The organism is Salinisphaera sp. (assembly GCF_035690525.1).
Taxonomy (GTDB): Bacteria; Pseudomonadota; Gammaproteobacteria; order Nevskiales; family Salinisphaeraceae; genus Salinisphaera.
In genome coordinates this window covers 43,767-64,888 of sequence record NZ_DASSKM010000085.1, presented here as the reverse complement: position 1 = coordinate 64,888, position 21,122 = coordinate 43,767, and the positions used below count along the sequence as shown (strand labels likewise).

Below are 21,122 nucleotides of genomic sequence, written 5' to 3'. Positions count from 1 at the left end.
TGATCACAAATTAGCAATCGCCCGCCTCGGCTGCAACGTCCGGCTGCGTGCTCTGCTAAAGTCGGGCCATCCACGGCGCTTAACGAACACCCGTTTGGCTTCATCCACCGTATCCGTCGACGACATGGAGATCGCCCCGGTCGAGCTTGATGGCGCCGGCATTACGCGCCAGGAATGGGTTTATCTCCAGCTCAAGGAGGCCGTGCTGACGGGGCAGTTCGTGCCCGGGCGCAGCGTGACGCTGCGCGGCATCGCGCAGATGCTGGGCACCAGTCCGACGCCGGTGCGCGAGGCGCTGCGCCGGCTGGTGGCCGAGCGCGCGCTGGAATCCCATGGCAACCGGCGCGTGAGCGTGCCGCGCATGACCCCGGCCAAGCTGTCGGATTTGTGCGCGGTGCGCGCGAATCTCGAAGCGTTTGCCGCCGAACGCGCCATGCCGCTGATCGACGATGCCCATCTCGACCGGCTCTGGGAGCTCGACGCCAAGGTCGACACCGCGATCGAGGCCGGTGAGATCCGAACCTATCTGCAGCGCCACCGGGCGTTTCATTTCACGCTCTACGACGTGGGCGACGCCTCGGCCATCATGCCGCTGATCGAGTCCGTCTGGCTGCAGTTCTCGCCGTTTCTACGCCTGGCCATCCATCACATCGGCAGCGAATACATCGTCGACCGGCACGTCGAGGCGCTGCGGGCGATCGCCGCGCGTGACGCCCAGGCGCTGCGTTTCGCCATCGAGGCCGATGTGCGCGAAGGCCTGGGGTCGTTGACCGAGGCCGATTGGCGCAATTTGGAGGCCGCCGGCTGACATGAACCCGCCGATCCGATGTGCGTGCCTGCTGGCGGTCGAGAATGGGCGGATTCTGCTGGTTCGTGTTCGCGATAACATGCTCTGGTATCTGCCGGGCGGCAAGATCGAACCCGGCGAGGCGCCGGCCGACGCCGCCTGCCGCGAGGTGCGCGAGGAACTCGGTATCGAGCTCGATGCAGCCGATATCACGCTCACCGGGCGGGTGCTCGGCCCGGATCTGGCCGGTGACGGCCAGGTCGAGTTGAACTGTTTTTCCGGCAGTTGGCGCGGGCAGCCCACGCCCGCCGCGGAAGTGAGCGAGGTGGCCTGGTGGCCGCTCGATCGGCTCGACTGCTTTGCGCCCGCGGTACGGAAACTCGTCAATAGTCTTTAGATCATGTAGGTCGGATTAGCCGGAGGCGTAATCCGATGGGAACGAAGCCCTGTGCCTCGCGGGTCGCCGGTGCGGCTCGTGGATGTCGGCTTACGGCCTTCGGCCTAAGCCGTATATGGATCCGCTCATCGACCTACGGCTGTTTGTGTGGTCGGCGGCGGCTGCGCATCGCTTTGGTCTTAGCTCAGTCGCCGCTCAGCCGTTGCTGACGAAAGGCTCGGCAGGCTTCGCCGAAGGCGTTGAACAGCGCCATCGACACCGGGTTGTCGCCGTAGCGCCACTCCGGGTGCCACTGCACGCCGACTACGAAACCGTGATCGCGATGTCGTACGGCTTCGATGAGGCCGTCGGGCGCTTGCCCTTCGGCGATCAGGGCGGAACCGAGCCGGTCGATGCCCTGGCTGTGCAGGGAATTGACGGTGATCTCGTGCGTGTCGAGCAGTTCGGCCAGCCAGCCGTTTTCCGCCAGCGCCACCGGATGCACCGGCGCATACCGGCGTTCCCGCGGCGCGTCGTGATCGTCGCGATGATCGGACAGGCCGGGCACCTCCTGGACCGCCGTGTGCAGCGTGCCGCCGCAGGCGACGTTGAGTTCCTGAAAACCGCGGCAGACGGTGAATATCGGCATATCGCGCGCCATCGCCGCCCCTAGCAGCGCGAGATTGTTGCCGTCGCGCTGTGGATCGAACGGGCCGACGCCGGGGGCGTCGCTGCCATAGCGCCAGGGTTCCATATTCGACGGGCTGCCGGTCAAAAACAGCCCGTCGAGATCGGCGAGCTGGTCGTCGGCGCTGATCTGGGCCTCCAGCGAGGCCTGCTCCGCGCCGGCGGCGCGAGCGGGCAACACCATTGGCACGGTGCGGGCCGCATGCGCGACCGCGGCGAGATATTTCTCGCCGACCACATGGCTCGGATCAGAGCCGATGAGCTTGCAGTCGACCGGTACGCCGATTCGTGGGCGATTTGAAGACATGGGTAACCCTGAAACCAAAAATCGAATAAATTGTGATCACAAATATCGGACCGGTCAACGCCGACGATCGGTTCCTCTCGTATCACGCGCGCCGATGAATGCGGATTCGCGATTGGAGGCGATTACTGCGCGTGTGTCTGACCCGTGAATACCCATACCGTATAAGTACTTATTTGATTCGCGATCCTGACGCGAGAATCTAAATTATAGACGAGCGGATCGCGACTGAAACGGTCAAATCTTACGCAAGCAAGCTGCGGAGGGGCCTCGCCCTCGCCGCTCAGTTATTGGTATTGACTTGTAGCGCCGTGCGAACGCGCGTGGCCTCACAGATCTAGAAACGGGCTAATGGTATGACCGAAAGTGAAGTTATCCGTAATGCGTTTGCCATGCCTCTGGCCAGCCCTTCGTACCCGCGAGGACCTTATCGGTTCATTGACCGTGAGTACTTGATCGTTACTTACTGGAGCGACCCGGAGCGTCTCGAGCAGGCGATTCCCGCGCCATTGAAACTCGCCGAGCCGAAAGTCAGCTTCGAGTTCATGCGCATGCCCAACTCCACAGGCTTCGGCGATTATTGCGAATGCGGCCAGACGATACCGGTGACCTTCAATGGGCGCAGCGGCGGCTTTTCCTACGCCATGTATCTCAACGACGAGGCGCCGACCGCCGGCGGCCGCGAGATCTGGGGCTTCCCCAAGAAGCTGGCCAATCCCTCGCTGTCGCTGCGCAAGGACACGCTCGTCGGCAAGCTTGATTATCAAGATGTCCGGGTGGCCACGGCCACCATGGGCTATAAGCATGAAACCCTGGACGCGGACGAAATACACCGATCGATGATCAGCCCCAGTTTTCTACTCAAGATCATCCCGCACGTCGACGGCACCAGACCGCGGATCTGCGAGCTTGTCGAGTACGCCATAGAGGATCTGACCGTCAAGGGCGCATGGTCGGGGCCCGGCGCGTTGGAACTAGGCGAGCACGCGCTCGCGCCGGTCGCGCATTTTCCGGTCCGGGAAATCGTTTCCACCACTCATATCCTTACCGATTTGACGCTGCCATACGGTGAAGTCGTGCACGATTATCTGGCGTAGCGGCGTTGGATTAAAAAACGCGCGACGCGCGAGCGCGCTGATCGCTTTATATTATTGGCCCAACGGACTTCATCTATGGCTTCGGCAAAGCCGCGACGAAAAGCGTTACACGAGAAACCGGCGGAGCAGGAGCACTACGATAAAACCGTCTTGCTGCTCCAAGGCGGTGGCGCGCTGGGCGCTTATCAGGCTGGCGCTTACGAGACCCTGGCCGAAGGCGGTTATGCGCCGGACTGGGTCGCCGGTATTTCCATAGGCGCGATCAACGCCGCCATCATCGTCGGCAATCCGCCGGAAGAACGCGCGGCCAAGCTGCGCGCTTTTTGGCAACGAATCACTCGGACTTTCAACTGGCCCGCGCCGGATGGCGATTTGCCGCGGCGCCTATTCAACACTTTGAATTCGCTCGGCGTCATGACATTCGGTCTGCCCAGCTTCTTTCGGCCGCGAATCCCCTCGCCGCTGCTGCGCCCGCGCGGCGCGAACGGCTCGACGAGTTTCTATGACACCAGCCCTCTGCTCGATACGCTTGAAGAGTTGGTGGATTTCGAACGCATCAACCACGGCGACCTGCGGCTGACGCTGGGCGCGGTCGATGTCGAGAAAGGCAATTTCGAATGTTTCGACAACACCAAGCGCCGTATCGGCCCCGAGCATGTGCTGGCCAGCGGCTCGTTGCCGCCGGGTTTTCCGCCTACGGAAGTCGACGGTCGACTGTACTGGGACGGCGGCCTGACCTCGAATACACAACTGTCCTACGTGCTCAAGGCGATGCCTGTTCTCAACCATGTGCTGATCTTTCAGGTGGATCTATGGGACGCGCGCGGCGCGGCGCCACGTAATCTGTTCGAGGTCGAAGCCCGGCGTAAGGATATCGTCTATTCGAGCCGTACCCGCTTGAATACCGAGTTTTTCCAACGCGAGTTCCAACTGCGCGAGGCCATTGCGAAACTGACCGAGCGCTTGCCGGAGGAGGCGCTCAACGATTCCGAGCTCACCGAGTACATCGATCTCGGGCACTGGCGCAGCGTCAGCTTGGTGCATTTGATCTACAAGGAAAAGCGCAACGAAACCCACGCTCGCGACTATGAGTTTTCGCGCGCCTCCATGATCGATCACTGGCGTGCCGGACGTGCTGATGCTGGCCATGCCCTGACCAATCCGAAATGGCTGCCGCCCCGCACGGATCACAAGGCGGGCATCCGGATTTTCGATATGAGTTGAACGCACAAAGGGCCCGAACCAATTCTCGAAGGAGAAAACCCATGAATCTAGACGGCAAGGTTACCGTGATCACTGGCGCGGCCAGCGGCATCGGCTATGCGATCGCAAAACGTTTCGTCGAGGCCGACGGCCGTGTGGCCATCGCCGACGTTGACAAGGACAAAGCCGAAGAAGCAGCCAATGAACTGGGCGACCAGACGATCGCCGTGACCATGGACGTGACCGACGAAGATTCGGTCAACGCCGGAGTTGACGAGGTTGCCAAGCGCTGGGGCCGGATCGACGGGCTGCTGTCCAACGCCGGTGTGCAGATCGTGCACCGGCTCGAGGATTTTCCGTTTGATGAATGGAAAAAACTCACGTCGATCCATCTGGACGGTGCGTTTCTGACCACCAAGGCTTGTATCCGGCATATGTACAAGCAAAAGTCGGGCTCCTTGATCTATATGGGCTCGGTGCACTCCAAGGAGGCTTCGGCGCTGAAGTCCGCTTATGTCACGGCCAAGCACGGCCTGCTGGGTCTGACACGGGTCATGGCAATCGAAGGCGCGGATTACGGCGTGCGTTCCAATCTCATCTGTCCGGGCTTCGTCGAGACGCCGATGGTGAAAAAACAGATCCCCGAACAGGCCGAGAATCTCGGCATTTCGGAAGACGAAGTTCGCAATCAGATCATGCTGGGCGGCACCGTCGATAAAGAGTTCACGCAGGCTTCGGATATCGCCGAGGTGGCGGTTTTTCTCGCCGCTTTCCCGTCCAACGCGCTTACCGGTCAATCGATCGTCGCCAGTCATGGCTGGTACATGAACTGATCCCGCTCGGCTCGGTAAGGCCGGCCCGCCGCGTGTGGTATGTCGCGCACAAGACTCAAAAAACTCTTGAAAGCGAACAACCATAAGGCCGTTCGCATCCCGACTCCGGAGGAAAAGAGAGACGACTAATCGCACTGCAAAATATTCTGTATTCGTCCCTTGAAAGACGCCATACTGAATCGCATAATCACATCGTTGCTTATTTTGCACTGCAAAATAAGTCATTTATTAACCAGTTTAACAACGGTGAGCGACATGGAAGAGCAGAGAAAGCAGCAGCCCGAGCGGTTTCAAAATGAATTCAAGTCGATGTTCGATGCCAACCAGAAGATGATGGAATCCGCTGTGCGCAGCAGCGAAGTGGCTATCGACAGCCTGAATCAGCTGGCCAAAGACCAGTACGAGTTTAATCGTTCCTGCCTGGAGATCGGCCGGCGACAGATGGAGTCGCTGCAGACGAGCAACGACGCGACCGGGCTGTTTCGTGAGACGGGCGCTTCGTCCGACTACTATAATGCGAGCCTGCGCTATGGCGAAGCATTGCGCCAAAACGCCGAGCACACGCGGGATCGTATGATGGCTATCGGCCGAGAAGCGACGGATACGGCTGCTGGTGCGAGCGCGCAAGCCTATCAGCAGGCCGCTGCGCAAGCCGAAAGAGCCAACCAGGACGCCACGGCGCAAGCTGAAAGGGCCAACCAGGGCGCCGCTGCGCAAGCTGAAAAAGCCGACCAGGGCGTCGCTGCGCAAGCCCAAAAAGCCGACGACGCACAGACCGCCTCGTCGAAGAGCAAAAAAGCCGCTGGCGGAAGCGTCTGAGTATGTGAATCGGCCCGTCGGCATGGCTCGATGGCCGTGCCGGCGGGTTTTTTCTAAAAACGGGCATCCCCCTATCTGTTTTTAATGGTTTTACGCGCACAATAACAGTACGGCAAAACAAGGCTGTCTAAAAATGGCGGATGCAGATAAAAGCGGGCTTCCGGCGCCAAGCGGCGGCTTTATCAGCGATGCGGTCGCCGAGCAACTCGATCGGGAAACCGCAGCCCGGTGGGGACAGATCGCCAGAGGACTGGATGTGCGCCGTATTGCATTGGCGTATGTCCATTGGTTGACCCATATGGGTATGGCGCCAGGCAAGGTGGCTCAGCTCTCCGAACTGTGGTTTCGGCAGTACGCACAGCTCGGCGGTTTTGCCATGCGCAGCCTGCTGCACACAGAAGCGGCGCGTGCGATCGAGCCGGACCCGGACGACCGGCGTTTTACGGACGCCGGCTGGCGGCAACTGCCGTTTTCGCTCATCGAGCAGCACTACCTGCTGCGGCGATATTGGTGGACCCAGGCCACGGCTAATGTCAGCGGTTTGTCCGATCGCAATGAGAACTTGGTACGCTTTTATACACGCTTGGCCGTCGACAGCGTTTCGCCCTATAACTTTCCTCTGACCAATCCGGAAGTATGGCGCGCTACATGGGAAGCCAACGGTTTCAATCTGCTGCGTGGCGCGGGCCATTTGGTACGCGACATCGATCGCTACCGGAAAGGTCGGCGTCCTAAGTCGCTGGAAGATTTCAAGGTAGGCGTCAATCTCGCCACCACTGAAGGCAAGGTGGTGTATCGCAATCGTCTTATCGAGCTGATCCAATACACACCGACGACCGCCCGCGTACATCCGGAGCCGGTGTTGATTGTGCCGGCCTGGATCATGAAGTACTACATATTGGATCTGTCGGAAGGCAAGTCCATGGTGCGCTATCTGCTGGATCAGGGCCACACGGTGTTTATCATTTCCTGGAAGAATCCGGATCGGACGGATCGTGACCTGGATATGGATGACTACCGTCGGCTGGGGCCGCTGGCGGCGCTGGAAGCGGTCAACACTCGTGTGCCAGAACGCAAGATACACGCAATGGGCTATTGCGTCGGCGGCACGCTAATGGCGATCACGGCCGCTGCCATGGCTCGTGATGGCGACGACCGTTTGGCGACGCTTAGCTTGTTGGCAGCGCAAACCGATTTTACCGAGCCCGGCGAACTTCGGCTGTTCATTAACGACTCCCAACTCAGCTGGCTGGACGGCTTGATGTGGAAGCAAGGCTATCTGGACAAAACCAAGATGGCCGGAGCCTTCAAATTGCTGCGCGCCAATGATTTGGTATGGCAACCGCTGATCAACAACTATTGGCTGGGCCAGGATCAACCGGGTATCGGCCTCATGGCCTGGAACGCTGATGCCACGCGCATGCCCTATCGGATGCATGCCGAATACCTGAATCGGCTCTATCTGCATAACCAGCTCGCTGATGGTCAGTACGAGGTCGAAGGCAGGCCAATCGCGCTGCGGGATATCGAGGTTCCTATTTTTTCGGTCGGCACCGAGCGGGATCACATCGCCCCTTGGCGCTCGGTTTACAAAATCGAGTTGTTGGCCGAACCCAGGGAGCTGACCTTTCTGCTAACCAGCGGGGGCCATAATGCCGGCATCGTGACTCCGCCCGGTCATCCGCGCCGTCATTATCGCATGTTCACGCGCCAACGCCGTGAGCATTTTCTTTCGGCCGACGAATGGATCGCTCGGACCGCGCCGGTGAAGGGGTCGTGGTGGCCGGCTTGGCAAAATTGGCTCAAATCGTACTCCGGAAACAAGGTAGAACCGCCAGCGATAGGCGAGGCCCTGTCCGATGCGCCCGGCACCTACGTATTTCAACAATAGTGGGCTTTTGATAGGCCTATTTCATGGGTGTGCCCGTGCCGCCTGTGGGCGGCGTGGTGCCACAGCGGCTTCGCTACTTTTTGCGTTGCAAAGACGAGAACGGGATAATTCGCCCATGCGCACAATTCGAAAATATCCCAACCGTCGTCTGTACGACACCGAGACCGGGCGTTTCATCAAACTCTCCGATCTGCGCTCGCTGATTGTGTCCGGAGACGATATTCGCGTAGAAGACAAGAACAGCGGCGAAGACATCACGCGTAGCCTGTTGTTGCAGGTCGTTAGCGAGGCGGAGGCCGAGGGTGGGCCGATCCTGAGTGAGCGTCTGCTCACTGATCTGATCCGGTTGCACGATCATCCGCTGCACGGTTACATGACACCCTATCTCGAGCGTAGCGTTGCGCTGTTCATGTACCAGATCGAGCAGATGCAATCTCGGGTCGGCAAGCTCGTGGAAACTGGCCCAATCAAGGCATGGCAGACCTACACCCAGGACAGTCTGAGCTGGTGGACACAGCTAATGCGCGGGGATGATCCGCCCGGTAGCGGCCCGAAATCCTGACACGCTGGGCACTCGCCGGTTTGGCCGCTGCGTTGCCGCGGTTCGAATAGACAAGAGCAAATCTTAAAGCTAAATCGGCCCAGCGCTGTTGATCAACCCAGCACGTTATCTATTTTAATGCCAAGTTGATAGCGCACCCTAAAGCCGCATTCCGCCATCGACTTCGATCACCCGCCCATGGACAAACTCGTTTTGAAAAATGAAAAGGACCGTTTGGCCGATTTCGTCGGGATCGCCCAACCGTTTCAGCGGAATCTTCTCTTTCAGCCTTTCGCGCATATTCTCTTTCATGTTGGCGACTAACCGGGTGTTGCAGAAGCCCGGCGCGACAGCGGCCACGCGAATACCGTGGCGTGCGAGCTCCCCGGCCCAGGTTGTCGTCATCGCGACCACGCCGGCCTTGGCCGCGGCGTAATTGGTCTGTCCGATATTTCCGGCGCGCGATATGCTGGAAATGTTGACGATGAGACCGCTCCCTCCGGGCGCACGCTCGGCAGAGCCTCGCTCGATCATCTTGACCACCGCCTCCCGCGTGCATAGAAAAACGCTGCGCAAGTCGACCGCCATGACCGTATCCCAGTCCTCGGACGACATCTTGCCGGTGACATTCCCGTCCTTGACCTTGACCAACAGCGCATCCCGGGTGACGCCGGCGTTGTTGACCAGACCGTCAATTTGGCCGAAATCGCCGGCTACATCGTTGAAAAGCTGTTCTACGGCCCGCTCATCGGTGACGTCTACAGGATATGTTCGGGTCTGCGCGCCGGCGTCCTGGCAGGCCGCCCCGGCCTGCGTCAGACTTTCTTCGTTTATATCCACCAGCGCCAGACGGGCTGCGTTGGCTGCCAATGTTTGCGCAATGGCCCGGCCAAGGCCCCGCCCAGCCCCAGTAATTACGATCACTTTATCTTCAACATTCATTCCCAGTCCCGACAGCAGCGCTAACCATATATTTTGAATGAGAAATAAACGAAAATAAGAATACGTCGCTCTATTTTATCGCGTCCGAATTCATATTAAATGAACTGTCGCAAAGCGGTTAGTTTCGCCCAAGTGTGCCTAAAATCACATATAAACGCCGCCGTTGACATTAATCTGCTGACCGGTGATGTAGTCGCCTTCCGCGGCGATGAACGCCACCGCGCGGGCGATTTCATCGGGGTGCGCAAAGCGACCCATAGGCACCCGCGCCAGTATTTTTTCGCGGATTTTATCCGGGACCTGGGCCAGCATCTCGGTTTCGACGAAGCCGGGTGCGATCGCGTTCACGGTGATATTGTAACGGGCCATTTCCAGCGCCATCGTCTTCGTGAACGCGATGATGCCGCCCTTGCTCGCCGCATAGTTCGCTTGGCCGAAATTGCCGATCTGACCGACGAACGAGGTGATGTTGATGATGCGCCCGTAATTTTGTTCGATCATGATCGGCCATACTTCCGAGCAGGTGGCGTACACGCTGCCAAGATTGGTATCCAATACGGCTTTCCAATCTTCGTCGGTCAGCTTCTTCATGGTTTTGTCGCGCGTGATGCCGGCATTGTTGATCAGAATATCAATATGGCCCCATTGCTCATTCACCTGCTTGATCAAAGTGCGCGCTTCCTGCATCTGGGCCATATCGGCCTGAATTGCCATGGCTTTCACGCTCTGTGCTTTCATTTTGTTGACGACGCTATCCGCCTCGGCCTTGCGCGAGCGATAGCCGATAGCGACATTGGCGCCGCGGCGTGCCAATTGCAGTGCGATGTACTCGCCGATGCCGCGCGATCCGCCGGTTACGATTGCACTTTTGCCTTTCATGCTTCGCATTTTTCCCTCTCAGCCGTTTCATACCTATAAGCTGTATGGAACGGCCATAACGTGGCAGAGCGCCCGAAAAAAAAACTTTGAGGCAGGGTTGTGTCTGCCTTTGTTTCACGTTAATCAAACCGGTTCGCTGGCTAGATGCTCATCATGTCGCGCTTCGTTTGTTGCCAAGGGTGCGAAATCCAGCGGCAGACGCACGAGCGTGGCGCCCCACGACAACCCGACACCGAAGCCGACGAGCAGCAAAAGCGCGCCTGGCTTGATTTGGCCCGAGAGCACCGCGCGCTTGAGTGCGATCGGTATGCTGCAGGAGACAGTGTTGCCGATATCTTCCATGCAGCTTATGAAGCGCGCGTCTGGCAGGCCGAGCCGTTCACGGACACCCTTTAGTACGATCGCGCTCGCCTGATGGGGCACTACGGCATCCACGTCGTCGAGGGTGATCCCGCCCTTATCGCAGACTTGCCAGACGGCGCGGGGCACTTCGCGTAGCGTGAATTCCACCACGGCACGCCCGTTCATGACGATTTTATGCGCGCTGCGCTTATTGCCGCGGTGGTCGATGTATTCCTGAGTGGCAGCGGCCGGCCGCGGGTATCGCATGCCGCTGCTGGGTACGATTAACTCCGGACCACCACTGCCGTCGGTGCCGTAAATGAACGGTCCGATGGTCGGAGCGTCGCCGCCGCCGTCGTCGTCGTCGTGATACGAAAGCAGCGTGGCCGCGGCGGCGTCGCCGAACAGCGCGCGGACACCCCGATCGTCGGGGTCGATAAATTTGCTATAGGTGTCGGCCGTGATGAGCAACAGTCGACGGGCTTGCCCCGACTCGATCAGGGCTTTGGCCACGCCGAGCGAGTAGATATAGCCCGAGCAGCCGAGGTTGATGTCCAGAGCGCCGGTGTGCGTGCCGAGCCCAAGCCGCTGCTGAACAAGGCAAGCGGTCGTCGGCGCCAGGTAATCGGGCGTCTGCGTACAAAAGATCAGAAAATCGATGTCGTCGACCGCGGTATCGCTGTTTTCGAGTAATAACTGCGCTGCGGTCAAGCCGAGATCAGAGGCGCATTCCTCATCGGCGGCGATACGCCGTGTCCGAATGCCGGTTTTTTCAATGACCTGATCCAGCGGCCAGTCGGGAAAACGCGCAGCGAGGTCTTCGATCGATTCAGTGCGCGCCGGCAGTGCATATTCAATAGCGTCGATAATGGCAGGCATGACGAATCCCGAGACGGGTACTCTGTACACAACTCACCATAGAACGCTAGGGGCAGTGCCGATATACGGCATGCTCCTATACGGCATGCTCCTTACGGCATAGCCTGGGTGGCTTGGATTGCGCGGAAGCTACGATCGCCGGCCGCTCGGGCAGGCCTTGTCACGAGACCCGGGGCCGGGACGCCGTCCAGGCTGGGTTGCACTTGATTAGCGACAGCCTGATGTGGGGTAGCATCCGGAAACAGCAGGGATGCGTTTCGTTACCAAACTGTCTCTGAAATCAGCGCGTTAAGGGCGATTATCTTGGTGTATTCATTTTATGAATGCCGGAAATAGGCGGCATTTCATATTTATATTCTAGGCATGCTCTTAGAATGACAACCACGCTTTCGGAAAATCATCATTTCCGGAATATCAGTCATTGTGCAATGCTACTTAGCAAGAGGGAGCCCATCATGTCCGACTACAGAAACGACATCAGCGATATCGGCTCGCTGCGGCAACGCTTCGGCGACGCCTGGAACGCCATCGACCCCGAGCATGCCGCGCGTCTGCGCGCGCAGAACCGTTTTCAGACCGGGCTGGATATTGCGCGCCATACGGCGAAAATCATGCGCGAGGACATGGCGGCCTACGACGCCGACCCGTCGAACTACACCCAGTCGCTGGGCTGTTGGCACGGTTTCATCGGGCAACAGAAAGCGATCTCGATCAAGAAGCATTTCGGCAGTCTGAAGGGCCGATATCTGTATCTGTCGGGCTGGATGGTCGCCGCGCTCAGATCCGAATTCGGCCCGCTGCCGGATCAGTCGATGCACGAAAAGACCGCCGTGCCGGCGCTGATCGAGGAGCTCTATACCTTTCTCAAGCAGGCCGACGCCTGGGAGCTCAATCATTGTTTCCGCGCGCTGGAGGCGGCCCGCGACACCGGCGACCAAGTCGCGGCGCAGAAGGCCCAGAGCAAAATCGACAATTTCGAGACCCATGTCATCCCGATCATCGCCGACATCGATGCCGGTTTCGGTAACGAGGAAGCCACCTACCTGCTGGCGAAGAAGATGATCGAGGCCGGCGCTTGCGCGATCCAGATCGAGAACCAAGTCTCGGACGTCAAGCAGTGCGGCCATCAGGACGGCAAGGTCACCGTGCCGCATGCCGCGTTTCTGGCCAAGATCAATGCCGTGCGCTATGCCTTTCTCGAACTCGGGGTGGACGACGGCGTCATCGTCGCCCGCACCGACAGTCTGGGCGCCGGGCTGACCCAGCAGCTCGCGGTTTCGCAGGAGCCGGGCGATTTGGGCGATCGGTACAACAGTTATCTCGACGGCGAGCAGATCGGCGACCCGTCCGAGATCGGCGCCTCCGATGTCGTGATCAAGCAGAACGGCAAGCTGGTGCGGCTCAAGCGGCTGGCCTCGGGTCTGTTCGAGTTCAAGAAAAACACCGGCGAGGACCGTGTGGTGCTGGATTGCATCACCAGCCTAAATAACGGCGCCGATCTGCTGTGGATCGAGACTTCGACCCCGAACGTCGAGCACATCGGCGGCATGGTCAGGCGTATTCGCGAGGCCGTGCCGAACGCCAAGCTGGTCTACAACAACAGCCCGTCGTTCAACTGGACGCTCAATTTCCGGCAACAAGTGTTCGACGCCTGGACGCGCGAAGGGCGCGAGGTTTCGGCTTACGAGCGCGACCGGTTGATGAGCGCCGAGTACGACGGCAGCGAATTGGCGCTCGAAGCCGATCGCTGGACCCAGGCGTTCCAGGCCCGGGCGGCGCGCGAGGCGGGCGTGTTTCATCATCTGATCACGCTGCCGACGTATCACACGACGGCGCTGTCGACCGATCGACTCGCGCGCAATTATTTCGGCGATGAGGGTATGCTGGCTTATGTGCGCGATGTCCAGCGGGCCGAGCTTCGCGACGGGATTGCCACGGTCAAGCATCAGGATATGGCCGGCTCGAACATCGGCGACGATCACAAGGCGTTCTTCTCCCGCGAGCATGCGCTCAAGGCGGGAGGGGTTCACAACACCATGAACCAGTTTGGCTAGTCTGGCGACGGTGTTGGGACCGCGGTGACTTCGACCGCCGCGGCTGGACGGGGCCCTCGGGCCCCGTCTTTTTATTTCCGTGCAACGTTGCATGGGCTTCATTTGTGCGTCAAGCCGGTATATCTTATTGATCGAATAGCAAATGGAGTATGTGTTGGGGGACACATCCACCCAGCCGGCGACCGGAGTACGGCTTAAGCAGCTTCGCCAAAGCAAGGAATTGTCGATCCGCGAGCTCGCACGCCGCTGCGGGGTCAGCCACGTATCCATCTCGCTGATCGAGCGCGGGCGGCACAGCCCATCGGTCAGCTCGCTCAAAGCCGTGCTCGAGGCGCTCGACACCACCATGAGCGCGTTTTTTTCCGACCCGTTGCCGGATGCTTCGCCGGTGGTATTTCGCGCGGACGAGCTGGTCGAACTCGCCAACGGCGTGTCGCTGTCCTATCGCCAGGTCGGGCGTAATCTCGGCGGCTCGGCGATGATGATTCTCCACGAGCGCTATGCGCCCGGCGCGGATACCGGCGAACCGCCCTACCAGCACGCCGCGGAAGAGGGCGGCGTGGTCGTGGCCGGGCGGCTCGAGCTGACCGTCGACGGCGAAGTCAGCATTCTGGAAGCCGGCGACGCCTATTATTTCGACAGCCGCCGCCCGCACCGGATGCGCAACCCCTTCGACGAACTCTGCGTCGTGGTCAGCGCCGTCACCCCGCCCACGTTCTAACGTCGAACCCTAACGTAGAACCGGCGGCCGAAAAGCACCGGATTTGTGTCGATCGCATGTCTTTCGGCCCTTTCGGCTCGTGCCGGGAGCGGCGGTACCAGCGCCTGCAACTTTCGTCGTATACCTGTCGTTCGCGATTGCGTTCATCAGGATTGGAAAATAATCTTTCCACATCGATCAGCCGAATTTTTCTCAACCATGCGCGATCTGCCTTTCGAACTCGCTGCCCGTGTCCGCTATCTGAAATCGGCGGAGCAAGCCGATCCGGGCGCGGGTGTTCAGCTCGCCGATACGGTGGGCGAAATTGTCGCCGGTGTGCGCGAACGCGGTGACGCCGGGCTCGCCGAATACACCGAGCGCTTCGACAAGGTCGAACTCGATCGCTTCGAAGTGGCGCGGGACGCGCGCCGGCGCGCGGTCGACGAACTCGACCCCCAAACCCGGCGGGACACGGAATTCGCCATCGAGCAGGTGCGCCGTTTCGCGGCCGCCCAGCGCGAGACGATGCAGCCGCTCGAGATCGAGACGCTGCCGGGCGTGCATCTGGGCCATCGCATCGTCCCGATCGCGCGCGTCGGCTGCTATGTGCCGGGCGGGCGCTATCCTCTGCTTTCGGCGCCGATCATGTCGCTGGCGCCGGGCGTGGTGGCCGGCTGCGAGGAAATCGTGGCCTGCCTGCCGCCCACGGCTCCCGAAGCCATGGTCGGCATTTGTCATCTGGCCGGCGCGACGCGCATCTTCCGCATTGGCGGCGCGCAGGCGATCGCGGCCATGGCCTACGGCACCGAAAGCGTGCCGGCGGTCGACAAAATCATGGGCCCGGGCAACGCCTTCGTGAACGAGGCCAAGCGCCAGGTTTTCGGCGTGGTGGGGATCGATGCGCTGGCCGGGCCGAGCGAAATTTTCACCGCGGCCGACGAGTCCGCCGATGCCCGCGTGCTCGCCGCCGATATGCTCGCCCAGGCCGAGCACGACCCGATGGCGCGGCCCAGCTTGGCGACCACTTCGGAGCGTCTGGCGCAACAGGCGATCGATGAAGTCGAGCGCCAATTGGCCTCTCTTTCGTCGGCGGAAGTCGCGGGCGCGGCGTGGCGCAACAAGGGCGAGGTCGTGGTCTGCGAGGACGACGACGCGCTGGTCGCGTTCGCCGATTACATGGCGACCGAGCATCTCCAGATCCAGACGCGCGATCCGGACGCGCTGCTCGCGCGTATCTCGAATTACGGCTCGGCGTTTCTCGGCGAGCGCTCCAGCGTGGTCTTTTCCGACAAGTGCTGCGGCACCAACCATACGCTGCCCACCGGTCAGGCCGCGCGTTATACCGGCGGGCTGTGGGTCGGCGCCTATCTCAAGACGGTCACGCATCAACGCATCGAATCCGACGGCGTGGCCGCGGTGGCGCCCTCGACGATCCGCCAGTCGCGCACCGAGCGCATGGAAGGCCACGCGCGGGCCGCGGCACTGCGGCTGTATCCGAACGAGATCGACGCCATCACCTCGGGCCGGCTCGAGGATGTCGTCGACCGGCCCTATAACTGATCAAACCCGCGGCACCACGCCGGTACGCGAAAAAAAGGGGTAGAAGGCATGAGCACGACCACGAATACGACCACCGCTACGGGCGGCGCGCCGGGCGCCGGGCTCGAGCGCACGCTCACCCTGTCGTCGGTGTGCATCATCGGTATCGCCTGGGTGACGCCGCTGGTGGTGCTGGCGACCATCGGCATCATCGCGCACTTGTCGGGCGGCAGCGCGCCGACCGCTTATATCCTGACGCTCGTGGCGATGGTGTTCACCGCCTACAGCTACGGCCGCATGGCGCAGGTGCACCACACCAAATCCGGCTCGGCCTATACCTATATCGGCGAGGAAATGTCCTCGCACCTCGGTTTTCTCACCGGCTGGATGATCCTGCTGGATTATTTCTTCATTCCGCTGGTGGTGTGGCTGATCGGAGCGGCCTATCTCGCCAATCAGTTCCCCGCGGTCCCGATGGCGGCCTGGATCGTGGCTTTCATCCTGCCGACCACGTTGCTCAACCTGATCGGCATCAAGACGACGACCCGTACCGACTATCTGCTGGTCGCCTTCCAGTTGCTGGTGATCGCGATCTTCGTCGCGCTGTGTTTGGCCCAGTGGGCCGGCGCGCCGGCCGGGCCGGGCGCGCTCGAACCGTTCTACAATGACGGCACCACATTTTCGGCGATCGCCGCGGCGGCCGCGGTCGCCGCGTACTCGTTCATCGGCTTCGACGGGCTGACGCTGCTCACCGAGGAAACCAAGGACCCCAAGCGCACGATTCCGCGGGCGATGATCATCGTGGTGCTGTTCTTCGGCGTACTGTTCATCACCGTGGCCTGGGTCACCCAGCTCGTGCATCCGGGCGCGCAGTTCGCCCACCCCGCCTCGGCCGCGCTGGGTATCTCGCGCGCGGTGGGCGGCAATCTGTTCGCGGCCTTCGTGCTGGCCGGGCTGGTCGTCGGTCAGTTCGCCTGCGGCCTGACCATCCAGGCGGGCGCCTCGAGACTGCTGTTCACGATGGGGCGCGACGGCGCGCTGCCGGCGCCGCTGGCGCGGCTGTCCTCGCGCGGCACACCGGTCATCAGCATCGTGTTGATCGGCCTGGCCGGGCTGATCGGCCTGTTCGTCGATGTCACGACTTCGGCCTCGTTCATCAACTTCGGCGCGTTTTCCGCCTTTACGCTGGTCAATCTCGCGGTGATCGCGCACTGGCTCAAGCATCGCCCGCAGCGCGGCGCGGCCGGGGTATTCTGGTGGGTCGTCCTGCCGGCGCTGGGCGCGATCGTCGATTTTTATCTATTGTGCAACCTGGATATCGACGCGGTGATCGTCGGTCTGATATGGCTGGTGCTCGGCATCGCCTGGCTGGGCTGGATCACCCGCGGGTTCCGCCAGCCGCCGCCGAAGCTGACTTTCGAGGAGAAACCCGAGCTTGACTGAGCAAACCGGCAATCTGCGTATCGCCCTGGCACAGAAAGCGCCCGTCGTCGGAGAGACGAACGCCAACCTCGTGTGCGTCGAGACCACGCTGGCCGGCCGTCCGGATGCCGATTTGATGGTCTGGCCCGAGCTTTATCTGTGCGGCTATACCACCGCGCGCGCCGAAACGCTGGCCGAATCGTTAGCCGGTGACCGGGTAGGGCGTTTGCGCGCGGCGGCCGAGCGACACGAAACCGCGATCGTGATCGGCTTCGCCGAGCGCCGCGACGACGGGCGGGTCGCCAACAGCGTGCTGGCGATCGATCGCGACGGCCGGATCGCCGGCTGCTATCGCAAGATCCAACTGTTCGGCGACGAGGCCGGGGCGTTCACGCCGGGCGACCATCTGGAAATCGTCGAACTGGCCGGCGTGCGCGTCGGGCTGATGATTTGCTTCGATATCGAGTTCCCCGAGATCGCCCGTGCGCTGGCGGTCGGCGGCGCCGAGCTGTTGCTCAGCGTGTCGGCGAACATGCGCCCGTTCGGGCCCGATCACCGGCTATGCGTGCAAGCGCGCGCGCTCGAAAACCGCCGGCCGCATGTCTATGTCAATCAGGTCGGCCAGGGCGAGACCTTCCTGTTCACCGGCGACAGTTGTCACGCGGATACGGCGGGCCGGGTACGCGCGAGCTGCCCGCCGCACGCCGAGGCGCTGGTGCTCGCCGATGTGGCGCTCGCGGTGGAAACCGAAGTCCGCCCGGACTATCTCGCCCTGCGGCGCGCCGTACCGGCGGTCCGCACCGCAAACGAGACTCAAAACAGCTCGGCCTGACGGGGCGGCTCGACTCGCGACGGGTCGTGGCGCGGCTCGAGCCAGGCCACGATCACGTCGCAGACATAGCGTTGTTCGTCTTCGCTTAGCGCGCGCTCTGCGCCGATGCCGTGCCATTTCGCCAGGCAGCTCCGGCAGCAGGTGGCCGTGGCGTGCTGGGCGACGAACACCGGATGATTGCGCATCGGGGTCTGTTTGCCGTCGTTTGCAGGCTCGGCCGGGGCCAGGCGCTCGCCGATAAAGCGCGCGGCATGCCGACGAATAACCTCCAGTCCGTGACGATCCAGATCGTGTTGTTCGCGCGGTCCGAGCGCGAATCGCGAACGGAAAGACGAGCGTGCCAGTGCCGTGAACAGCTCGGCGTACGGCCGGCCGGCGAGGGCGTTGTCGGAAGTTGTCGACATAGCGTTCTCCGCGTGCCGGCGAGTCTAGAGCCTGTTCATGCCGATGCGTCGACGGGTCCGGCGGCCAGGCCAAGACCGATCTCGGCCGCCTCTTGGGCGCCGATGCCCGCCCCGACCAGCGGCGCGCGCGCGCCGAAGCGCGAGACATGAATCTCGACCGGCATCGGCAGGTTCGACTGTACGGCACGTTGCAATTGTGTATTGAAGGATGGCATGTCCATGAGGCTACCGGCCAGCACGATCGCGCCGGGGTTCAGGGTGATCGCGGTGTTGGCGATGACCCAGGCAAAAGCCTCGACGACCGCGCCTGCGCCGCGGCTGTCGGCTTCCGTCTCGAACAGGGCTTGCAGCCGGGCGCTGTCCAGCGAAGTACGATCGGGTAGCGCGACGTCCAATTCCTGCAAGCGCTGCATCAGCGTCTGGGCCGGCCCGAGTCGGGCGTATCCGATCTCGCCGGCCAGCCCGGTCGCGCCGCGATACAGCGCGCCGTTGACATAAAGCGCGGCGCCGACGCCCGCGCCGATGTAGACGTAGAGAAAATTGCGCTGCGACCGCATGACGCCGAGCCGACTTTCGGCGAGCGCGGCCCAGTTAACGTCGTTGTCGACGCGCAGAATCGGCACGTCCGGCGTGAAAATTCGCTCGCGGATCGCGATGTGGCCGGCGGGAAACGGCGAATCGGGCAGGGAGACGACCGCACCGGTGTCCGGGTCGACCGGATCGGCCACCGAACATGTGGCGCCCAGGCAATCGCCGTGGGCTTTTGCCCGCGCCTGTGCCAGTAGGTCGCGGCTGGTCGCGATGAGCTGTTCCCCGCTCGTTTCGACCGCCAACGGCACGATCTTTTCCCAGACGACCCGGCGCGCCAGATCGCAGGCCCGAAGACCGACCCAGCCGCGATCCATGGCCAGGCTCAGTGTATAGCCGCGTTCGGCGTTGACGGCATACAGCAGCGGCGCGCGTCCGCGCTGGCCGGTCTGTTGTCCGGCGGGCCGGATGAGCCCGGCGCCCAGCAGCCGGCGCGCCGATTCCGAGGCCGTCGGGCGCGCGATGCCGATCGCGGCCGATATGCCGGCGCGCGAGCCGGGGCCGTGCTCGATCAGGTGACGGAAAAAGGCGCGGTCGATCTCGGTGATAACGGTTTCCGGCGCGGTGCCGTGTGAAACGGCAACAGGCCCTTGCCTGTCGGACATTGTGCTTTTGTCTTACTCGGGTGCCGAAAGCGTGACAGCAATCATCGGCGGCGGCTATGCTTCGTTTTAGTTGTTAGTAGTGCTTACAAAAAGAGAGGAGGAACCGCATGGCCAATCCCGAGTTGCGTGTCGCGGCGGCACGTCTGCCTTCCGATGTCCCCGGTGAGATTCGTGCGCTGAAACAGGCCGCGCGCGACAAGATCGGCGATGTCGAGTCGTTGTTCGCCGACGTCGAGACGTTTGTTGCGCAGGAAATCGCGGATATCGAACAGGCCCGGGCCGAAGGGCGCGATATCTGGCCCGAGATCGATTACGACGACTTGGCCGCGGGCCGGGTCGGCGAAGCCGAAAGACAACGGATTCGACGCCGTGGTTGCGCCGTGATCCGCAATCATTTCCCCCATCAGCGCGCCCGCGAGTGGGATCAGCGCCTGGTGGCCTATCTCGACGACAACGATTTCGACCGGATATATCGCGGGCCGGGCGACGATTTCTTCGGCAGCCTCTCGGCGTCCCGGCCGCCGATTCTGCCGGTCTACTGGTCGCAGCCGCAGATGGAAGCCCGCCAGGATGAGCGCATGGCCGCGGTGCAGTCGTTCATGAACCGGCTCTGGACCTGCCAGTCCGACGGTCGGCAATGGTTCGATCCCGATCGTAACCTGCTGTACCCGGACCGGGTACGACGCCGGCCGCCGGGCACCGACTCGGACGGCCTCGGCGCGCACGTCGATTCCGGCGCGATCGAGCGCTGGCTGCACCCCGCCTACCAGGCGGTCTACCGGCATGTGCTCAACCACCGTTTCGATCGCTATGATCCATGGGACGCGGCCTGGCGGGCCGAGATCGACGAATACGAAAGCTCGACCATGTGTTCGGCGTTTCGCACGTTCCAGGGCTGGACGGCGCTGTCCGACATTCCGGCCGGCCAGGGGTGTCTGCATACGGTGCCGATTCCGGCCGCGATCATCTATGTCCTGCTGCGCCCGTTGCTGGCCGACGTGCCCGAGGATTCACTGTGCGGCGCGATCCCGCATCGCGTGCTGCCGATCAGCCAGACGTGGCATCCGCTGCTGATGCGGGCCCTGACCAGTATCCCGACGCTGCGGGCCGGCGATTCGGTGTGGTGGCACTGCGACGTTATCCATGCGGTGGCGCCGGTCGAGAATCAGCAAGGCTGGAGCAATGTCATGTATATCCCGGCCGCGCCGTGGTGCGATCGCAACGCCGCTTATGCCGAGCGTGTGCGCCACGCCCTGGCGCGGGGCCATTCGCCCGGCGATTTTCCCGACGAGCACTACGAGGCCGATTGGAAAAATCGTTTTACGGCCGATGCGCTCAATCGTTGCGGACGACAGGGTCTCGGGCTGGGCGCGTAGCCTGGGCGCCGTCGCGGCCCGG

20 protein-coding genes are annotated in these 21,122 nt (G+C 61.8%); 14 read left to right on the top strand and 6 right to left on the bottom strand.

From position 1 onward, the window contains the following. Positions 1-94 precede the first annotated feature (94 nt). Together VFJ08_RS06380 and VFJ08_RS06375 are read left to right on the top strand one after the other, a co-directional pair. A complete protein-coding gene (locus tag VFJ08_RS06380) occupies positions 95-808 on the top strand; it encodes a GntR family transcriptional regulator (RefSeq protein ID WP_324996335.1) in 714 nt (237 codons plus the stop codon). 1 nt (position 809) lies between these two features. Further along, positions 810-1,184, top strand: coding sequence for an NUDIX domain-containing protein (locus VFJ08_RS06375; RefSeq protein ID WP_324996333.1), 375 nt, complete (start codon positions 810-812; stop codon positions 1,182-1,184). A gap of 184 nt (positions 1,185-1,368) precedes the next feature. Here VFJ08_RS06375 and VFJ08_RS06370 read toward each other — a convergent pair whose 3' ends face one another. Next, a complete protein-coding gene (locus VFJ08_RS06370; RefSeq protein WP_324996331.1) occupies positions 1,369-2,157 on the bottom strand; it encodes a gamma-glutamyl-gamma-aminobutyrate hydrolase family protein in 789 nt (262 codons plus the stop codon). 353 nt (positions 2,158-2,510) lie between these two features. Here VFJ08_RS06370 and VFJ08_RS06365 point away from each other — a divergent pair, with 353 nt between their 5' ends. The 6 genes from VFJ08_RS06365 to phaR all read left to right on the top strand — a co-directional run bounded on the left by VFJ08_RS06365 (position 2,511) and on the right by phaR (position 8,559). Next, positions 2,511-3,251 carry an acetoacetate decarboxylase gene (locus VFJ08_RS06365; RefSeq protein ID WP_324996329.1) on the top strand — a complete coding sequence of 247 codons (741 nt, stop codon included), beginning with the start codon at positions 2,511-2,513 and terminating at the stop codon, positions 3,249-3,251. A gap of 75 nt (positions 3,252-3,326) precedes the next feature. Then, positions 3,327-4,475, top strand: coding sequence for a patatin-like phospholipase family protein (locus VFJ08_RS06360; protein WP_324996327.1), 1,149 nt, complete (start codon positions 3,327-3,329; stop codon positions 4,473-4,475). Between the two features lie 41 nt (positions 4,476-4,516). Further along, entirely contained in the window at positions 4,517-5,287 is a 771-nt protein-coding gene (locus VFJ08_RS06355; RefSeq protein WP_324996325.1) for a 3-hydroxybutyrate dehydrogenase, read from the top strand. Between the two features lie 255 nt (positions 5,288-5,542). Then, complete coding sequence (locus VFJ08_RS06350) at positions 5,543-6,106, top strand: hypothetical protein (protein WP_324996323.1); 564 nt, start codon at positions 5,543-5,545, stop codon at positions 6,104-6,106. A 133-nt stretch (positions 6,107-6,239) separates the two neighbouring features. Further along, complete coding sequence (locus VFJ08_RS06345; RefSeq protein WP_324996321.1) at positions 6,240-7,997, top strand: alpha/beta fold hydrolase; 1,758 nt, start codon at positions 6,240-6,242, stop codon at positions 7,995-7,997. A 115-nt stretch (positions 7,998-8,112) separates the two neighbouring features. After that, complete coding sequence (gene phaR / locus VFJ08_RS06340) at positions 8,113-8,559, top strand: polyhydroxyalkanoate synthesis repressor PhaR (RefSeq protein ID WP_324996319.1); 447 nt, start codon at positions 8,113-8,115, stop codon at positions 8,557-8,559. A 138-nt stretch (positions 8,560-8,697) separates the two neighbouring features. On the opposite strand, the gene VFJ08_RS06335 is transcribed toward phaR, so the two are convergent. The 3 genes from VFJ08_RS06335 to VFJ08_RS06325 all read right to left on the bottom strand — a co-directional run bounded on the left by VFJ08_RS06335 (position 8,698) and on the right by VFJ08_RS06325 (position 11,580). Further along, on the bottom strand, positions 8,698-9,480 hold the full coding sequence (locus tag VFJ08_RS06335; RefSeq protein WP_324996317.1) for an SDR family oxidoreductase: 783 nt from the start codon (positions 9,478-9,480) through the stop codon (positions 8,698-8,700). A 144-nt stretch (positions 9,481-9,624) separates the two neighbouring features. Then, complete coding sequence (locus tag VFJ08_RS06330; protein ID WP_349256961.1) at positions 9,625-10,368, bottom strand: 3-oxoacyl-ACP reductase family protein; 744 nt, start codon at positions 10,366-10,368, stop codon at positions 9,625-9,627. Positions 10,369-10,482: 114 nt separating this feature from the next. After that, positions 10,483-11,580 carry a ketoacyl-ACP synthase III gene (locus tag VFJ08_RS06325; RefSeq protein ID WP_324996313.1) on the bottom strand — a complete coding sequence of 366 codons (1,098 nt, stop codon included), beginning with the start codon at positions 11,578-11,580 and terminating at the stop codon, positions 10,483-10,485. Positions 11,581-12,035: 455 nt separating this feature from the next. Between VFJ08_RS06325 and VFJ08_RS06320 the strand changes: the two genes are divergently transcribed. The 5 genes from VFJ08_RS06320 (at position 12,036) to VFJ08_RS06300 (ending at position 18,127) form a co-directional block, all read left to right on the top strand. Continuing rightward, positions 12,036-13,634, top strand: coding sequence for an isocitrate lyase (locus VFJ08_RS06320; RefSeq protein WP_324996310.1), 1,599 nt, complete (start codon positions 12,036-12,038; stop codon positions 13,632-13,634). A gap of 154 nt (positions 13,635-13,788) precedes the next feature. Continuing rightward, entirely contained in the window at positions 13,789-14,355 is a 567-nt protein-coding gene (locus tag VFJ08_RS06315) for a cupin domain-containing protein (protein WP_324996308.1), read from the top strand. 198 nt (positions 14,356-14,553) lie between these two features. After that, on the top strand, positions 14,554-15,894 hold the full coding sequence (gene hisD, locus VFJ08_RS06310) for a histidinol dehydrogenase (protein WP_324996306.1): 1,341 nt from the start codon (positions 14,554-14,556) through the stop codon (positions 15,892-15,894). Between the two features lie 48 nt (positions 15,895-15,942). After that, the gene (locus VFJ08_RS06305; RefSeq protein WP_324996304.1) at positions 15,943-17,316 is read left to right on the top strand and encodes an APC family permease; all 1,374 of its coding nucleotides are present in this window, start codon (positions 15,943-15,945) and stop codon (positions 17,314-17,316) included. Next, a complete protein-coding gene (locus VFJ08_RS06300; RefSeq protein WP_324996302.1) occupies positions 17,309-18,127 on the top strand; it encodes a nitrilase-related carbon-nitrogen hydrolase in 819 nt (272 codons plus the stop codon). Before VFJ08_RS06305 ends, VFJ08_RS06300 begins: the two co-directional genes overlap by 8 nt. Here the strand turns inward: VFJ08_RS06300 and VFJ08_RS06295 are convergent. Continuing rightward, entirely contained in the window at positions 18,109-18,531 is a 423-nt protein-coding gene (locus VFJ08_RS06295; protein ID WP_324996301.1) for a DUF4186 domain-containing protein, read from the bottom strand. The genes VFJ08_RS06300 and VFJ08_RS06295 overlap by 19 nt on opposite strands. Before the next feature lie 35 nt (positions 18,532-18,566). Continuing rightward, on the bottom strand, positions 18,567-19,724 hold the full coding sequence (locus VFJ08_RS06290; protein WP_324996299.1) for an ROK family protein: 1,158 nt from the start codon (positions 19,722-19,724) through the stop codon (positions 18,567-18,569). A gap of 107 nt (positions 19,725-19,831) precedes the next feature. On the opposite strand from VFJ08_RS06290, the gene VFJ08_RS06285 reads away from it, so the two are divergent. Then, a complete protein-coding gene (locus tag VFJ08_RS06285) occupies positions 19,832-21,100 on the top strand; it encodes a DUF1479 domain-containing protein (RefSeq protein ID WP_324996297.1) in 1,269 nt (422 codons plus the stop codon). The last annotated feature ends 22 nt before the right edge of the window (positions 21,101-21,122 follow it).

Bases quoted from the DNA above. Each gene is read 5' to 3' on its own strand.
- VFJ08_RS06375 (WP_324996333.1), top strand. From the start codon at position 810: ATGAACCCGCCGATCCGATGTGCGTGCCTGCTGGCGGTCGAGAATGGG.
- VFJ08_RS06370 (WP_324996331.1), bottom strand. From the start codon at position 2,157: ATGTCTTCAAATCGCCCACGAATCGGCGTACCGGTCGACTGCAAGCTC.
- VFJ08_RS06365 (WP_324996329.1), top strand. From the start codon at position 2,511: ATGACCGAAAGTGAAGTTATCCGTAATGCGTTTGCCATGCCTCTGGCC.
- VFJ08_RS06360 (WP_324996327.1), top strand. From the start codon at position 3,327: ATGGCTTCGGCAAAGCCGCGACGAAAAGCGTTACACGAGAAACCGGCG.
- VFJ08_RS06355 (WP_324996325.1), top strand. From the start codon at position 4,517: ATGAATCTAGACGGCAAGGTTACCGTGATCACTGGCGCGGCCAGCGGC.
- VFJ08_RS06350 (WP_324996323.1), top strand. From the start codon at position 5,543: ATGGAAGAGCAGAGAAAGCAGCAGCCCGAGCGGTTTCAAAATGAATTC.
- VFJ08_RS06345 (WP_324996321.1), top strand. From the start codon at position 6,240: ATGGCGGATGCAGATAAAAGCGGGCTTCCGGCGCCAAGCGGCGGCTTT.
- phaR (WP_324996319.1), top strand. From the start codon at position 8,113: ATGCGCACAATTCGAAAATATCCCAACCGTCGTCTGTACGACACCGAG.
- VFJ08_RS06335 (WP_324996317.1), bottom strand. From the start codon at position 9,480: ATGAATGTTGAAGATAAAGTGATCGTAATTACTGGGGCTGGGCGGGGC.
- VFJ08_RS06330 (WP_349256961.1), bottom strand. From the start codon at position 10,368: ATGCGAAGCATGAAAGGCAAAAGTGCAATCGTAACCGGCGGATCGCGC.
- VFJ08_RS06325 (WP_324996313.1), bottom strand. From the start codon at position 11,580: ATGCCTGCCATTATCGACGCTATTGAATATGCACTGCCGGCGCGCACT.
- VFJ08_RS06320 (WP_324996310.1), top strand. From the start codon at position 12,036: ATGTCCGACTACAGAAACGACATCAGCGATATCGGCTCGCTGCGGCAA.
- hisD (WP_324996306.1), top strand. From the start codon at position 14,554: ATGCGCGATCTGCCTTTCGAACTCGCTGCCCGTGTCCGCTATCTGAAA.
- VFJ08_RS06305 (WP_324996304.1), top strand. From the start codon at position 15,943: ATGAGCACGACCACGAATACGACCACCGCTACGGGCGGCGCGCCGGGC.
- VFJ08_RS06295 (WP_324996301.1), bottom strand. From the start codon at position 18,531: ATGTCGACAACTTCCGACAACGCCCTCGCCGGCCGGCCGTACGCCGAG.
- VFJ08_RS06290 (WP_324996299.1), bottom strand. From the start codon at position 19,724: ATGTCCGACAGGCAAGGGCCTGTTGCCGTTTCACACGGCACCGCGCCG.
- VFJ08_RS06285 (WP_324996297.1), top strand. From the start codon at position 19,832: ATGGCCAATCCCGAGTTGCGTGTCGCGGCGGCACGTCTGCCTTCCGAT.